General features: G+C 69.9%; 10 protein-coding genes and 1 riboswitch. Of the genes, 6 read left to right on the forward strand and 4 right to left on the reverse strand.

Features of this window, described 5'->3' with window-relative positions; genetic code table 11:
* Nucleotides 1-225 precede the first annotated feature (225 nt).
* The gene (locus GTY96_RS25185; RefSeq protein ID WP_161666033.1) at nucleotides 226-2,316 is read left to right on the forward strand and encodes a spermidine synthase; all 2,091 of its coding nucleotides are present in this window, start codon (nucleotides 226-228) and stop codon (nucleotides 2,314-2,316) included.
* A 56-nt stretch (nucleotides 2,317-2,372) separates the two neighbouring features.
* On the opposite strand, the gene GTY96_RS25190 is transcribed toward GTY96_RS25185, so the two are convergent.
* Nucleotides 2,373-3,194 carry a ferritin family protein gene (locus GTY96_RS25190; protein ID WP_161666034.1) on the reverse strand — a complete coding sequence of 274 codons (822 nt, stop codon included), beginning with the start codon at nucleotides 3,192-3,194 and terminating at the stop codon, nucleotides 2,373-2,375.
* Between the two features lie 12 nt (nucleotides 3,195-3,206).
* Complete coding sequence (locus GTY96_RS25195; RefSeq protein ID WP_161666035.1) at nucleotides 3,207-3,476, reverse strand: hypothetical protein; 270 nt, start codon at nucleotides 3,474-3,476, stop codon at nucleotides 3,207-3,209.
* 210 nt (nucleotides 3,477-3,686) lie between these two features.
* Here GTY96_RS25195 and GTY96_RS25200 point away from each other — a divergent pair, with 210 nt between their 5' ends.
* Nucleotides 3,687-5,225, forward strand: a complete 1,539-nt coding sequence (locus GTY96_RS25200) for a PPC domain-containing protein (protein WP_161666036.1) — start codon at nucleotides 3,687-3,689, stop codon at nucleotides 5,223-5,225.
* Between the two features lie 72 nt (nucleotides 5,226-5,297).
* Nucleotides 5,298-6,695, forward strand: a complete 1,398-nt coding sequence (sthA, locus tag GTY96_RS25205; protein ID WP_143905372.1) for a Si-specific NAD(P)(+) transhydrogenase — start codon at nucleotides 5,298-5,300, stop codon at nucleotides 6,693-6,695.
* Between the two features lie 73 nt (nucleotides 6,696-6,768).
* Here the strand turns inward: sthA and ahcY are convergent, their stop codons facing one another.
* Entirely contained in the window at nucleotides 6,769-8,199 is a 1,431-nt protein-coding gene (gene ahcY / locus GTY96_RS25210; protein WP_143905374.1) for an adenosylhomocysteinase, read from the reverse strand.
* An 88-nt stretch (nucleotides 8,200-8,287) separates the two neighbouring features.
* Nucleotides 8,288-8,360: riboswitch (S-adenosyl-L-homocysteine riboswitch) on the reverse strand.
* A 420-nt stretch (nucleotides 8,361-8,780) separates the two neighbouring features.
* On the opposite strand from ahcY, the gene GTY96_RS25215 reads away from it, so the two are divergent.
* From GTY96_RS25215 to GTY96_RS25225, 3 genes are all read left to right on the forward strand, one after another.
* Nucleotides 8,781-9,092 carry a hypothetical protein gene (locus GTY96_RS25215; RefSeq protein WP_161666037.1) on the forward strand — a complete coding sequence of 104 codons (312 nt, stop codon included), beginning with the start codon at nucleotides 8,781-8,783 and terminating at the stop codon, nucleotides 9,090-9,092.
* 38 nt (nucleotides 9,093-9,130) lie between these two features.
* Nucleotides 9,131-9,547 (forward strand): DUF1036 domain-containing protein, encoded by a 417-nt coding sequence (locus GTY96_RS25220; protein ID WP_201756379.1) that lies wholly within the window; start codon nucleotides 9,131-9,133, stop codon nucleotides 9,545-9,547.
* A gap of 106 nt (nucleotides 9,548-9,653) precedes the next feature.
* Nucleotides 9,654-12,443, forward strand: a complete 2,790-nt coding sequence (locus GTY96_RS25225) for a cation-translocating P-type ATPase (protein ID WP_161666038.1) — start codon at nucleotides 9,654-9,656, stop codon at nucleotides 12,441-12,443.
* 49 nt (nucleotides 12,444-12,492) lie between these two features.
* Here GTY96_RS25225 and GTY96_RS38360 read toward each other — a convergent pair whose 3' ends face one another.
* Nucleotides 12,493-15,069, reverse strand: a complete 2,577-nt coding sequence (locus tag GTY96_RS38360; RefSeq protein WP_268903975.1) for a sensor histidine kinase — start codon at nucleotides 15,067-15,069, stop codon at nucleotides 12,493-12,495.
* Nucleotides 15,070-15,298 lie beyond the last annotated feature (229 nt).

Consider the following 15,298-nt stretch of genomic DNA (forward strand, 5'->3'; position numbering starts at 1 on the left):
GAGGACCCGTTTCACCGTGGCCCGGCCTCCGCGAAACGGCTCCGCCAATTCCTCGCACGTCTTGCCGCGCACCTCGAGAATGCGTCGACGTAAGCCATCGGAGATCGGTCGGGTCATCCCCCGAGCGGACAGCGAACGGACCTCCAGCAGGAGGAACGGCGGGGGGCTTGCTAGCGAGATGCCCCACTGGGATAACCGACCCGTCCGACTTTGAACGGGAAAAAAATGGAAGCCTCTCCCCGGAAACCCCTCGCCAGTACCTACATCGGCGCTCTTTTTCATCTCTGGGTCTTCCTGGGCTCGTTTCTCCTCTTCCAAGTCGAACTCATCCTCGCAAGGCGGCTGCTTCCCTCGTACGGCAGCAGCGCGGCCATCTGGACGACCTGTCTTGTTTTCTATCAAGCCATCCTGGTGCTCGGATACTTCTACTCGAGCCGAGTGACGTTGGCGGTTCAGCAGGGAAGCTATCGCTGGGCACATCTGTTCTTCGTGCTGATCGCGGTGGTTGTCTTCCCATTCCGACTGCATCACTTCGACCTGCCTCCTGTCGCAGCCATTCTCCTGACGCTGACGCTCTCCCTGGGATGGCCGTTCCTCGCCCTGTCGACAACCAGCGTCGTCGCACAAGGGTGGTTCACAAGAACGGAGCACCCTTCGAGGGCCGACCCGTTCTTTCTCTATGGGACCTCCAACGCAGGGGCACTCCTGGCGTTGCTTTCCTTCCCATTCCTGGTGGAACCCGCACTCGACCTCGAAGAGCAACTCCTGGCCTGGTATGTCGGGTACGGGTGTTTCGTTCTCCTGTCGTGCCTCTGTCTCTTGTGTGTTCGAAAGGGAGCGCCCACCGACAGGACGAAGGAAGCCATCCCCATCGCGGAGCCCGCCCCCCAGGTGCCGCGTGCATCACGAGTCACCTGGATGCTGCTCTCCGCGAGCGCCAACGCCCTGCTGCTTGCGGTCACGAACGTCCTCACCCTGGACGCATCCATCCCGCTGCTGTGGATCCTCCCCCTCTCACTCTACCTGCTGACCCTCATCATCTGCTTTTCCAAGCGCCCTCCCACCCCAACGGGGCTGAACCGTCTGGCGATAGGGAGCCTCGCCATCGCCTTCATCGCGGCCCTCTTCGCGTTGGCACGAGCACAGACATCCCTCCCCTCACTGGTCCTTCACAGCACCGTGCTGTGGGTGGGCTGTCTGCTGATGCATGGAAATCTCGTGTGGTGCCGCCCAAGCGACCCACGCCTCCTGGGCTCATTCTACCTCCACGTTTCGCTCGGCGGACTGGCCGGGACGCTCTTGCTTGCGCTGGTGGTCCCGCTGACGCTGGGCTCCCTGGCGCTTCCCTATCTGGATCACAGCCTGGCCGGCCTTCTTCTCCTGGGAGGGCTGGCTGCGCGCGATGTGATGCGTCAGGCCCAAGGGGTGCCACGCCCGAAGCTCGCACCCTATGTTTCGGGAGGGGCAGCGCTCTTCATCATCGCCATCCTCGTGCTCTCCGGATGGCTGCTCTCCCGCGGGCGAGTCGAGGGTTCCCGAACCTTCTATGGTCACTACACCGTCAAGGACACAGGAACCCTGAGGCTGTTTCAACACGGCAGCACCGTTCATGGCGTGGAGGACCTTCGCCCAGGTGAACGCGGAGAGCCGCTCTCGTACTACCACCGGGGCTCCGCCGTGGGTCGCGTGCTCGCCGCCGGGGGCGTTGGACGCAGTCAGGTCGCCGTGGTGGGGCTTGGCATTGGGAGCCTCGCGGCCTACGGCCGGCGCGGCGAATCCTGGGACTTCTACGAACTCGACCCCGAAGTCGAACGACTCGCCCGCCAGCACTTCAGCTTGCTCAACACCAGTCAGGCACACATCCGCGTGCTCACAGGCGATGCGCGCTTGCGAATCCAGGAAGCCGAAGCGCATCGCTACGACATCATCGTCCTGGATGCCTTCTCCAGCGACTTCGTTCCAACGCATCTGCTGACCCGTGAAGCCCTGGACCTCTATCTCCAGAAGCTGAAGCCGGGTGGACTCCTGCTCTTCCACGTCTCGAGCCGGCTGTTCAACCTCATCCCTGTCCTCACCCGCCTGAGCGCCGAGCTGAGAATCCAGGGGCTCGTCAGTCAAAACGAGACCCTTACCGCCGACGAGCTCGCGACCGGTCGTTCTCCCAGTGTCTGGTTCGCGATGAGCCCTGACAGCACGACCATCGGCATCCTCGAACAAGAGCTTCAATTCCAGGCGGTCAAGGCGTCTCCCGCCATGATGGGTCGGCGGGCCTGGACCGACAACTACGTCAACCTCCTGCACGCACTCGCCCGATAACGTCGAAGGGCAGCCAGACCGACCTCGACAGGTCTCATGGCGGCGGGACCAGGGCCTCAGGGCACGCGGATGCCGTGGCGCAGGAGCGGCGCCCGCACCTGCGTCTCCGCCGTCTCGCGGCTCACCGCGATGTAGTCCTGGGACTCCATCCAGCCCAGGTCCGTCACGTGCTCCAGCAGGAACCCCTCGCGGGTGACGCCGTCCTTCGTGGTGCTGCGAAGCCGCTCCCAGAGCGGCGCCTGGGCGTCCAGCGCCTCGCGCGCCACGCGCCCCAGCCGCTCCTTCTCCGCGGCCCCCAGCTCCGGGGCAATCCACTCCAGGTACAGGAACCCGAGCCGGCCATGCAGGGCCTCTTCCTGGACGAGCGTCGTGAGTACGGCGCGCGTCAGCGGATGCGACGTCGCGCGCAGGCAGCCCGACAAGAGCGCGAAGGAGAGCGTCTCCCCCACGCAGCACACCCGCACGAGGAGCTCGCTGGCGCGCTGGAGGAAGGTGAGCGAAGGGTCGAACGCCACGGCGAAGCTCGCCGGGTCATAGGCAAGTCGGGCGCCGCCCCCCAGGGCCATGGCCATCCGCGCGCACAGCTCCACGTGGTGGACCTCCTCCGCGGGGAAGCGCGCCGCCAGGCTCCAGAGGTCCAGCGGGACACGCGCCTCGCCCATCACCTGCACCAGCTGCCCCATCACCGTGGCGCTCCCGAACTCGTTGAGCGCGCGCAGCGTCCACGAGTGCCGGGCCCGCTCCACCAGCAGCGGCGGATAGCGGGACGGCTCCAGCGACGCCCAGGGATAGCGCTCGGCGACGTTCCCCGAGGCCCGCTCGTGCAGCGTCAGCGCGGGGCCGTCCGTCAGGTCGATTTCAAAGAGTTCGGGAGCCATGGCTCGCGGCCTCTAGGGAACCAGGATGGAGCCGGCGTCCGTCCCGCCGTCGACACCCGCATCGGGCTGGCCGGTCCCCTCGCAGCCGTCCTGAAAGCCGTCGTCGTAGTTGCAGGGGGCCGGATTCGTGGTCATCAGGGAACCGCACCCGGCGGCCGCGAGGGTCATGCCCACGGCGGAGGCCGTGAGCAGCGCCCGGCCGGCGCGGCGGCGCCCCGCCATGGCGGGTTCGGACGGGATGGGAGGAGACGCAGGGTCCGGCTTCCGGGGGAAATCGCTCATGGTGCTCTCGCGGTTCGCCGGCCCGACTGCCCGCCGCGAACCCTATCCCGGATGGCCTGGAGCCACCAGCTGAGCCGCTCCCGCCGTGCGGCCTCCCCGCACCCAAAATGTCAGACACGGATGTTAGGTTTCTCCTCATCCGACGGCCTCGCGATGACAGACATTCGCGGCCGCGGGTGCAACACCTTCTCAACAACCAAGGAGCAAACCTTGAAGCGTCTGGCATGGAAGGCCTTCGCCGCTGCATGGCTGACATGGGCCCTGGCGGGATGTGGCGAGGAGCTGGAGTCGTCCGCGGACCTGGCTGTCGAAGCGCCGGTGGAAGGGGCCGCCGAAGCGGCCCCCGTGACGGAGAAGGGCCCGCCTCCAGAGGAGCGGCTCCAGGCCCTGGCCGCCGGCTGCACGGGGCTGATCCCGCTCACCAGCAACGTGGCGGTGACCAACATCAGCGCGAACACCGGCGAGTGGTCCTGCACGTACACCCTGAGCGTCAACTCCGCGGCCAGCACGCTCAGCTTCGTCACCACCTCCGGCTCGGGGGACGCGGACCTCTATGTGCGGTACGGCGCGGAGCCGACGACGGGGACGTATGACTGCAAGTCCGACAAGAGCAGCAACGCGGAGAGCTGCGCCATCACCAACGCGCAGGTGGGCACGTACTACGTGAAGCTCTACGGCTACGCGGCCTTCACCGGCCTGAGCCTGACGGCGACCTATACGCCGAGCGGCAGCTCCGGCTGCACCAGCACGACGACGCTGACCAACGGCGTCCCGGCCTCCGGCCTGGGCACGGCGGCGGCGAGCTGGTCCTGCATCTACCTGCTCTATGTCCCCACGGGGGCGACCCGCGTGGACTTCGTCACCAGCGGGGGCACGGGCGACGGCGACCTGTACGTGCGCCGGGGCTCCTCCCCCAACGAGACGACGTATGACTGCAAGTCCTCCGGCTCCACCAACTCGGAGACGTGCACGCTCAACGTGACGGAGTCCGGCGTCTACTACGCGCGGATGTATGGCTATGGCGCGTTCTCCGGCGCGAGCCTCACGGGCACGTACACCCTGTCCGGCGGCTACCCGGGCTGCACCACGACCAGCCCGCTCACCAACAACTCCCCCACGTCCGGCGTGAGCGCGCCGCCTGGCACCTTCTCCTGTGACTACACGCTCAACGTGCCGGCGGGGGCCACCCGCCTCACCGTCGACACCTACGGCGGCTCCGGAGGCACCGCGCACCTCTACGTGAAGCGCGGCAGCGCGCCCACGATGACGTCCTATGACTGCGCCGGCACGCTGGGTGGCACCCACAACAGCCAGTCGTGCACCCTCAACGCGCCCGCGGCGGGCACCTGGCACGTGAAGCTCTACAACGCGGCCCCCTCCCTGACGCTCTCCGGAGCGTTCCTGCGCGCGACCTATGTGAGCAGTGGGGGTGGCACCGGCGTGCTGGTGAACAACCAGACGGTGTCCGGCCTGTCGGGCCTGAAGGACTCCTACCGCTACTGGACCCTCACCGTCCCGGCCGGGCAGACCGCCCTGGACGTGACGACCCTGGGCGGCACCGGCGACGCGGACCTCTACATCCGCCGGGACGCCGCGCCGGAGGACTTTGTCTACGACTGCCGCTCCATGGCCGCTGGGAACACGGAGTCGTGCCACCTGGGGTACCCGGCGGCCGGCGTCTACCACGTGATGCTCAAGGGCTACACGGACTACAGCGGCGTGCAGTTGAAGGCCTCGTACGCGCCGTGATGTGTGAAGCAGTGCCCGGCCCCGGGGTGATTTCTTCCCTCGGGGCCGGGGTTGGGGGAACACTCCGGCCCCATGAGTGCTCGGCGGTTCGACGTGGTGGTCCTCGGCTCGGGTCCGGGGGGTGAAGGGGCTTCGATGAAGGCGGTGAAGTCCGGCCGCCGGGTGTGCTCCGTGGAACAGAGCCCCCTCGTGGGCGGCGCCTGCACGCACACCGCCACCATCCCCTCCAAGGCGCTGCGCCACGCCATCCAGCGGCTGATGGACGTGCAGCAGGACCACCCGGAGCTGAGGGCGGACCTGGCCCGCCACACCACGCTCAAGGACATGATGCGGGCCGCGACCACGGTGGTGTCTAAGCAGGTGCAGCTGCGCAGCACCTTCTACGAGCGCAACCGCGTGGAGCTGGTGGTGGGCCGGGCGCGCTTCCGGGACGCGCACACCGTGGAGGTCACGGAGCCGCGCGGCTCCGTGGAGCTGCTCTCCGCGGACGCGTTCGTGGTGGCCACCGGCTCACGGCCCTACCACCCGGCGAGCGTGGACTTCCGCCACCCGCGCATCTTCGACTCGGACACCATCCTGCGGCTGCGCGAGTCCCCGCTGTCGATGATCATCTACGGCGCGGGCGTCATCGGCTGTGAGTACGCCTCCATGTTCCGGATGCTCGGCGTGAAGGTGGACCTGGTGAACACGCGGGACCGGCTGCTGTCCTTCCTGGACGACGAAATCTCCGACGCGCTCTCCTACCACCTGCGCGAGCAGGGCGTGCTCATCCGCCACCAGGAGGAGATGACCCAGGTGGAGGCGCACGACGACAGCGTGGTGCTCCACCTGAAGAGCGGCAAGCGGCTGAAGGCGGACGTCTTCCTCTGGGCCAACGGCCGCTCCGGCAACAGCCAGGACCTGGGCCTGGAGGCGCTGGGCATCGCGGTGGACTCGCGCGGGTGCATCCAGGTCAACGACGGCTACCAGACGTCCGTCCCGCACATCTACGCGGTGGGGGACGTGGTGGGCGCGCCCTCCCTGGCCAGCGCCTCCTATGACCAGGGCCGCTTCGCCGCCACGCACATCGTGGAGGGGCGGCTGGAGCACAAGCTGGTCAAGGACATCCCCACGGGCATCTACACCAGCCCGGAGATCAGCAGCCTGGGCCGCACCGAGCGCGAGCTCACCCTGGCGGGCGTCCCCTATGAAGTCGGCCACGCCTTCTTCAAGAGCCTGGCGCGCGCGCAGATCACCGGCCGCACCGTGGGCATGCTGAAGCTGCTCTTCCACCGGGAGACGCGGGAGATCCTCGGCATCCACTGCTTCGGGGACAACGCCTCGGAGATCATCCACATCGGGCAGGCCATCATGGCGCAGGACTGGCCGGGCAACAGCATCGACTACTTCATCAACACCACGTTCAACTACCCCACCATGGCGGAGGCGTACCGCGTGGCGGCGCTCAACGGCCTCAACCGGCTGTTCTGACGGGGCGTGGAGACACGAAGGGCACCGCGGGCCTGCTGGCCCACGGTGCCCCGGGTGTCACTTCAGGCGGCGGCTAGTAGCGGTAGGTGTCCTGCTTGTACGGGCCGCTCTTCTGCACGCCGATGTAGCTGGCCTGCTCCGGGGTGAGCTCCGTGAGCTGCGCGTTGAGCTTCTTCAGCTGGAGCCGGGCGACCTTCTCGTCCAGGTGCTTGGGCAGCACGTACACCTTGCCCACCTGGTACTTGTCGCTGTGCGAGTACAGCTCGATCTGCGCGATGGTCTGGTTCGCGAACGAGCTGGACATCACGTAGCTGGGGTGGCCGGTGCCGCAGCCCAGGTTCACCAGGCGGCCCTTCGCCAGCAGGATGATGCGCTTGTTGTCCGGGAAGATGACGTGGTCGACCTGGGGCTTGATCTCCTCCCACTGGTACTTCTCCAGGGAGGCGACCTCGATCTCATTGTCGAAGTGGCCGATGTTGCAGACGATGGCCTGGTCCTTCATCTTGGCCATGTGCTCGTGGGTGATGACGCTCTTGTTACCCGTGGCGGTGACGAAGATGTCCGCCTTGTCCGCCGCGTAGTCCATGGTCACGACGCGGTAGCCCTCCATCGCGGCCTGGAGCGCGCAGATGGGGTCGATCTCCGTCACCCACACCTGGGCGGACAGCGCGCGCAGGGCCTGCGCGGAGCCCTTGCCCACGTCGCCATAGCCCGCGACGACGGCGATCTTCCCGGCCACCATCACGTCCGTGGCGCGCTTGATGCCGTCCACCAGGGACTCGCGGCAGCCGTACAGGTTGTCGAACTTGCTCTTCGTCACGCTGTCGTTGACGTTGATGGCGCGGAACAGGAGCGTGCCCTTGACGGACATCTCCTGGAGGCGGTGCACGCCCGTGGTGGTCTCCTCGGTGACGCCGAGGATCTTCGCGCTCTTGCGCGAGTACCAGGTCGCGTCCTCGGCGAGCTTCGCCTTGATGGAGGCGTACAGCTCACGCTCCTCCTCGCTCTGGGGGTTGGCGATGACGGACAGGTCCTTCTCCGCGCGCTTGCCCAGGTGCATGAGCAGCGTGGCGTCACCACCGTCGTCGAGGATCATGTTCGGACCCTCGTGGTCGCTGCCGGCGGGGCCGAACTCGAAGATGCGGTGGGTGAAGTCCCAGTACTCCTTCAGGGACTCGCCCTTGTGCGCGAACACCGGCGTGCCGGCCTCCACCAGCGCGGCGGCCGCGTGGTCCTGGGTGGAGAAGATGTTGCAGGACGCCCAGCGCACCTGGGCGCCCAGCGCCTGGAGCGTCTCCACCAGCACCGCGGTCTGGATGGTCATGTGCAACGAACCCGTGACGCGAGCGCCCTTGAGCGGCTGCTGCTTCGCGTACTCGTCGCGGATGGCCATGAGCGCCGGCATCTCGCTCTCCGCGATGCGGATCTCCTTGCGGCCCCAGCTGGCGAGCTTGAGGTCGGCGATGGCGTAGTCGTGATTCTGCTTCTGGGTAACCGCGGTCATGGTGTGGCTCCGGATCCAGGGGGCGCGCCGTGCTGGCGAGGAAGAGGACAGGCCCTTCACAGGCAGGCTCACCCTCGCAGGCAACGCGTACAGGTGAGCGCCGTTGGGTCATTCGGCTTCGAGCCTGGGGCCGGGAGGGCCTCGCAACGCTCCTCGAAGTCGCGGGGGAAACTACGGGAAGGCGTCCCGGATTTCAAAGGGAGAGTGGCCCCCCGGGGGGTGGCCAGAGGTCGCACGCGCAGGTGGCCTGGAGGACACCCAGGCGGGCGTGCCCCACGGGGTGGGAGGACCGGCCCCCTCGGCCGCCTGGGCACGCCCCCGGGCCATCGTGACCATCTGGTCTTCCTTCTTTCCCGGGAGTCACGATGTCCCTCCTGTACCGGTCGCTGTGGGCCCTGGCCGCGCTCGCCCTTTTTCCCTCGTCCTGCGTGAAGCGGGCCCCCGCGCCCGTGGAATCCCTCTCAACTACAAACATCCAGGCCGGACGAAACCCTGTCAGCCCTGACGAATAAACAATCTCCCGCGCGTAAGAGAGACAGTCCGCCCACGCGCGGGGCGGCATTTCCAATGGAGCTGGCATGATGAAGAAGCATGCAACGCTGATGATGTGGGGCCTGGCGGCGCTGGCGGCGGGCTGTGGGGAGGCCCCCCGGGAGGAGGCGCCCCAGGCCGCGGCCTCCGAGCTCCAGGCCGCACCGGCCCAGGGCCTGCCGTCCGTGGAGCAGCTGGCGGCCACGCGGACCGACTCGGCGGTGACGGCGGTGCCGGTGAAGTACGTGGTCGACCCCGGCGCCGCGCCCCAGCTGCGCGCCGCCCCTGGCACGGAGGCCGCGCGGCAGGCGGAGTCCTCCGGCCTCACCACTCCTGGCGGCGCTCGCCGCGAGGCCCGGTAGTCCCACCCGTCATCGCGTCACGACCCGAGGAGGCTCACATGTCGATTCAAAAGTTCGCGGCGGCACTGGCGTTGGCATTGGGACTGGGGACGGCGGGACCGGCCCATGCCTGGATGCAATACTGCAATGGAACCAGCGTCACGATCTACACCACGTATGAGTGGTACTCGCCCTCCTGCGCCTCGGAGGACGGCAGCCTCTGGCAGAAGAAGGGCTGGTGGAGCCTGAACCCAGGCGAATGCAAGATTGTCTATGGCTCCTCCCTGCCGAACCGCTACTCGTATTACTACGCGGAGGGCGGCGGGAAGGTCTGGGCCGGCGCGTACTCCACGTGCACGCCGTCCACCGCCTTCGAGTGGTGCGACAACACCTGCAGCACCGCCTCGCGCTCCCTGGGCTACCGGCAGCTCGATACGGGCTCCTCGTCCAACTACACGCTGACGTTCAACCCCTGACGTCGGGCGCGTGAGGGCGGCCGGGCACTCCGGCCGGTGGACGGCAGGCTCCCTATCGGGGCCTTTCGTCTCCAGGCATGGCCAGCTTCCCCCAGGGAGACACGCCATGCGGGAGACGCCACGCTCCAGGAAGCAGGCCGGCCTCCGGGCCCCCGGGGACCGCTCCGTCTCCTGGCACGCCCTGCCCCCCGAGGCGGTGCTGGCACAGCTGACCAGCACCGCCTCGGGACTGACGGAGGCGGCGGCCCGGGAGCGGCTCGCGCGTCACGGGCCCAACGTGCTGGAGCGCGAGCGCCCCGAGAGCGCGTGGAGGCTCCTGTGGCGGCAGGTGAACAGCCCCCTCATCTGGGTGCTCATCGCCTCCGCGGGGCTGGCCATCCTCCTGGGCAAGGTGACGGACGGGCTGGTGGTGGCCGCCGTGGTGGTGCTCAACACCGTCATCGGCTTCGTGCAGGAGTACCGGGCGGGCCGGGCCATCGCGGCGCTGAACCACATGGTGCCGGAGAGCACCCTGGTGCTGCGCGACGGCCACCCGGTGACCCGGCCCGCGGCGGAGCTGGTCCCCGGGGACGTCGTGCAGCTCGCGTCCGGGGACCGCGTCCCCGCGGACCTGCGCCTGCTGCACTCCCGCAACCTCCAGGTGGAGGAGGCCGCGCTCACCGGCGAGTCCGTCCCCTCCAGCAAGCACGTCGCGGCCGTCGCCGGGGACGCGGAGCTGGGGGACCGGGCGAGCCTGGCCTTCGGGGGCACGCTGGTGACCTCCGGCACGACGACCGCGGTGGTGGTGGCCACGGGGCGCGACACCGAGCTGGGCCGCATCTCCCACCTGATGGAGCAGGCCGCCGACCTGAGCACGCCGCTGACGCGGGAGCTCTCACGGCTGGGCCGCGTCATCACGGCGGGCATCGTCCTCATGTCCGGGGTGCTGCTGGGGGTGGGGATGCTGCGCGGGTATCCGTTCAGCGACGCCGTGCTGGTGGCCATCACCCTGGCGGTGGCCGCGATTCCGGAGGGCCTGCCCGCCATCGTCACCATCGCCCTGGCCATTGGCGTGCAGCGCATGGCGGCCCGGCGCGCCGTCATCCGGAAGCTGCCCGCGGTGGAGACGCTGGGCAGCACCACCGTCATCTGCACGGACAAGACGGGCACCCTCACGCGCAATGAGATGACCGTGCAGGCGCTGTGGACCTGGAAGGGGCACTACGCGCTCACCGGCGTGGGCCACACTCCCCGAGGGCAGGTCCTGCGCCACGGGCGCCCGCTGTCGCCGGTGCCGGAGGACGTGTACGCCCTGCTGCTCGCGGGCGTGCTCTGCAACGAAGCCGACCTCCAGCCCCGGGAGGGGCGCTGGGGGATGACCGGCGACCCCACGGAGGGCGCGCTGCTGTTCGCCGCGAAGAAGGGAGGGCTGGGCGTGACGGACCTGCGCGAGCGCCATCCCCGCCTGGACGCCATCCCCTTCGAGTCCGAACACCAGTTCATGGCCACGCTGAACGCGGGCGGCCCGGAGCACCGCGAGCTGTTCCTCAAGGGCGCCCCGGAGGCCGTGCTCCGCCGCTGCGGTCCCCAGACGGACCGGGACGCCGTGCTGGAGCAGGTCGACCGCATGGCCCGGCAGGGGCTGCGCGTGCTCGCGTTCGCGCGCAAGGACGCGCCCCACAGCGAGGCCCTGGCGCCGCACGACGCGGAGGAGGGCTTCACGCTGCTGGGGCTCCAGGGGATGATCGACCCGCCCCGCGAGGAGGCCGTGGCGTCCGTGGAGGCCTGCCACGCCGCCGGCATCCACGTGAAGATGATGACCGGCGACCACCTGGGCACGGCGGAGGCCATCGGGCTCCAGCTGGGCATCCACTCGCCGGAGCACCCGGGGCTCACGGGCGCGCGCCTGGCCGCCCTGAGCGACGCGGAGCTGGGCCGGGCGGTGCGGGACACGAACGTGTTCGCGCGCCTGGCCCCCGAACACAAGCTGCGGCTGGTGCGCGCGCTCCAGGCCCAGGGAGACGTGGTGGCGATGACGGGCGACGGCGTCAACGACGCGCCCGCGCTCAAGCAGGCCAACATCGGCGTGGCCATGGGCATCACCGGCACGGCGGTGTCCCGCGAGGCGGCGGACCTGGTGCTGACGGACGACAACTTCGCGACCATCGTCGCCGCCGTGGAGGAGGGCCGCCGCGTCTACGACAACCTGGTCAAGTCGCTGGCCTTCGTGCTGCCCACCAACCTGGGGCTCGCCCTCATCCTCATGCTGGGCGTGACCTTCTTCCCCCTCCAGGGAGCGGGCGGCGTGCACGAGCCGCTGCTGGCGATGCGCCCCACGCAGCTGCTGTGGATCAACCTGGTGGCCACCGTCACCCTGGCGCTGCCGCTGGCCTTCGAGGCCCGCGAGCGCCACGTCATGCGCCGCCCGCCGCGCGCGCCCGACACGCCGGTGCTCAGCCACTTCGTGGTGATGCGCACCGGCCTCGTCGCGCTGTTGATGGCGGCGGGCGCCATCGGCCTGTTCCTCTGGGAGCTCCAGCGCCAGGGGGGACGCGCCGCCGCCGCCAACGCGCTCGCGCTGGCCGAGGCCCGCACGATGGCGGTCAACACCGTCGTCAGCTTCCAGATCTTCTACCTGTGGCTGTGCCGCACGCTGACCGGCTCCACCCGGGAGGTGGGCTTCTCCAGCAACCGCGCCGTCTTCGTGGGCATCGCGCTGCTGGTGCTGTTGCAGGCGGCCTTCATGTACGTGCCCTTCCTCCAGCGCATCTTCGGCTCCGCGCCGTTGTCGTGGGGGGCCATCGGCCGGTCGGTGCTGGTGGGCGCCGCGGTCCTGCCCATCGTGGGGCTGGAGAAGTGGCTGCGCTCGCGGCGCCGCCCGGCACCCACCCCGCGTTCGAGCCGGAGCACCGCGTGAGCAGGGCGCCGCTCGCGTGCCTTTGGCCCCTGCTCCCGCCCAGCGCGTGTCAGGCGAGGTCGGTGGCGGGGGTGACCGGCCCCGCTGGGAGCGTGAAGCCGAACGTGCTCCCTCCGCCGGCGCGGCTCTCCGCGTGGACCTGTCCGCCGTGGGCCTCCACCAGCCCCTTCACGATGGCGAGCCCCAGACCCGCGCCCTCCCTCCGCTTCACTCCGGCCTGCCAGAAGCGCTCGAAGAGGTGCGGCAGGTCCGCCGCCGCGATGCCGGGGCCCGTGTCGCTCACCAGGAAGCGGACCTGTCCCGCCTCCGGCTGGACGCGCAGGGTGATGCGCCCACCCTCGGGCGTGAACTTGAGCGCGTTGCCCATCAGGTTGGAGAGGATCTGCAGCACCCGCTCACGGTCCGCGAGCACGGGGGGCAGGCCCCGCGGAACACGGGCCACCAGCTGAAGGGACTTCGCCTCCATCAGCGCGCGGTGCTGCTCCACCGCTTCCTGGATGAGCGGCGCCACCTCCAGCGGCTCGCGGTCCACCGTCAGGTTGCCCCCCTCCATCCGCGCCACGTCCAGCAGGTCCTGGATGAGCCGGTTCGCGCGATGGACCGACTTCTCGATGGACTCCAGGGACTTGTGACCGCCAGGGGCGGGCAGGGCCCTGGCGAGCATCCCGGTGCTCAGCGAGATGACGTTGAGGGGCGCGCGCAGGTCGTGGGCCACGATGCGCAGGACCTCGTCGCGCACGCGGGTGGCCTGTTCGGACCGCTGATGCAGGTAGGCATTCTCCAGCGCGAGCGAGCCCCTGCGCGCCAGCTCCTCCGCCAGGGCGAGGTCGCGCGCCCCGTAGCGGCGCCCGGACTCGGAGGTGGCGAGGATGAGGGCCCCCAGGTTCTGCCCCCGGAACCGCAGGGCCACGATGAGCGCGGACGCCGGCGCGAGCCCGCGCAGGAACTCCAGGTGCGCGGCATCCTCCGCGGTCCGCTGGAGCACCTCCCACGAGACCTCCGGCAACAGCACCGGCTGTCCGCTGCGCAGCACGGAGGCGATGAGCCCCCCCTGGCGGAAGGGCGCATGCGGGTACTGCTTCAGCATCTCCCGCAGCCGGGCCGCCGTCTCCGGCATGGCGGCGGCGGTCTCCACCCCTTGCACGTCTCCGTCCTCCCCCAGGAAGTCCACCAGGCACCAGTCCGCCAGCGTCGGCACGGCGAGCGCCGCCACCGTGGCCAGCGTCTTCCGAGGCTCCAGCGACGCCGCCGCGAGCCGGGGGCCCACCTCCGCCAGGAAGCGCCACGCCTGCGCCAGCTCGTTGCGCTCCGTGATGTCCTGGATCTGCGAGATGAAGTGCAGCGCCGCCCCCTGGGCATCGCGAACCACCGAGCCCTTCACCAGGATGGTGATCCTCCGGCCGTCCTTGTGGATGTAGTGCTTCTCCCGCTGGAAGGAGTTGATGTCACCGCTCCGCAGCCGCTCGGCGTTCTCCTGGTCCGCCGGCAGGTCCTCGGGGACGGTGATGTCGCTGACCGACCGGCTGAGCAGCTCATCGCGTGAATAGCCGACGATGCCGCGGAGCGCGGCGTTCGTGTCGAGGAAGCGCCCGTCCACCGAGAGCAGCGCCATGCCGATGGGCGCGTGCTCGAACGCGGTCCGGAAGCGCTCCTCGCTCAGGCGCAGGACGTCCTCCGCCTGCAGCCGCCGCGCATGCAGCCGGGAGAGGGCGTCCGCGTTCCAGACGGACACGGCGATGAAGGCCACCATGACCAGGAGCACGAAGAGCGTGACGCCGAACGCGGTCCCGTACAGCCCCAACCACTCGCCCAGCAGACGGACCCCGCCCACCGCCAGGACCACGAAGAGGGCCGCGGGCAGCAGCCGCCGCGCGGAGTGGCCGCCCAGGTCGTCCCGCAGCAGCACGCCCAGCATGCCGTGCTCCGGATGGACGGAGAGGACACCCAGCGACAGCAGCAACAGGGCCAGCGCGGTGTGGATGCCCATGGGCACGGAGGGTGGCATCCGCGGGTTCAGGGCGGCCACGTCGAGCGCGTGCTCCTGGTACAGGAACCCGATGAAGACCCGCGACGCGATCAGCGCGACGCCGAAGGCCAGCCACCGCGCGGGGTACCAGCCCCGGCGCTCGCGGACGTGCAGCAGCCAGAGCGACACCCCCAGGAGCAGCAGGCTCAGCGCGCCCCCCGGGGAGGGGCGTACCCAGGACGACAGGTCGCTCCGCGCGAGGAGCGCCCTCAGCCAGGGCCCGGTGAAGCCGGGCCCCTCCTCGGCGGCGAGGTAGCGGCCCAGGCCTTCCGCCCCCAGCAGCACGGCCGCCGTCGCCAGGCCCCGCCCCACGCCCAGCCTCCAGCCGCGCGCGGCCGGGACGTGCAGCAGCCAGAGGGCGACGCCCGCCGCCATCAGGCCCAGCGCGATGTCGGGCGGCATGACCCGCGCGTCCACCGGGATGAGCCTCTGGATGAGGCTGGGGATCCCCAGCGCCCAGCCCCCCAACACGACCGCCGCCAGCAACGGAGCGAACACGCTCGCCACGGGCACGAGCACCGCGAACGCGCGCGCGAGCCGCCGCGGCGGGTGGCCCGGCGACGGCATGACGCGGGGGAGGCCTGGCGTCGGGGGGCTCATGGCGGGCGCGGCCCCGTCGCGGGCCGCGCCCGGCCGCGGGGACGACGCGGCGGACGGCGGCCCGCCTCTCGGGCGTCCGCCCCCCGCGACACATCCAGGAGAACGGGCAGGCGGCTGGCGGAAACGGGGACTCGCATGACACAGGCACCAGCAGAAACCTGGAGTCCGGTCCAGCGACTGGCAACGCAGCCCGTCCCCCAGGGGCGAAGGCGCACGGGGCGCACGGCTG

It is taken from the genome of Corallococcus silvisoli (assembly GCF_009909145.1).
GTDB lineage: Bacteria > Myxococcota > Myxococcia > Myxococcales > Myxococcaceae > Corallococcus > Corallococcus silvisoli.

Coding starts and splice junctions, on each gene's coding strand:
- GTY96_RS25225 (WP_161666038.1), top strand. CDS start 9,654: ATGCGGGAGACGCCACGCTCCAGGAAGCAGGCCGGCCTCCGGGCCCCC.
- ahcY (WP_143905374.1), bottom strand. CDS start 8,199: ATGACCGCGGTTACCCAGAAGCAGAATCACGACTACGCCATCGCCGAC.
- GTY96_RS25195 (WP_161666035.1), bottom strand. CDS start 3,476: ATGAGCGATTTCCCCCGGAAGCCGGACCCTGCGTCTCCTCCCATCCCG.
- GTY96_RS25215 (WP_161666037.1), top strand. CDS start 8,781: ATGAAGAAGCATGCAACGCTGATGATGTGGGGCCTGGCGGCGCTGGCG.
- sthA (WP_143905372.1), top strand. CDS start 5,298: ATGAGTGCTCGGCGGTTCGACGTGGTGGTCCTCGGCTCGGGTCCGGGG.
- GTY96_RS38360 (WP_268903975.1), bottom strand. CDS start 15,069: ATGAGCCCCCCGACGCCAGGCCTCCCCCGCGTCATGCCGTCGCCGGGC.
- GTY96_RS25190 (WP_161666034.1), bottom strand. CDS start 3,194: ATGGCTCCCGAACTCTTTGAAATCGACCTGACGGACGGCCCCGCGCTG.
- GTY96_RS25220 (WP_201756379.1), top strand. CDS start 9,131: ATGTCGATTCAAAAGTTCGCGGCGGCACTGGCGTTGGCATTGGGACTG.
- GTY96_RS25185 (WP_161666033.1), top strand. CDS start 226: ATGGAAGCCTCTCCCCGGAAACCCCTCGCCAGTACCTACATCGGCGCT.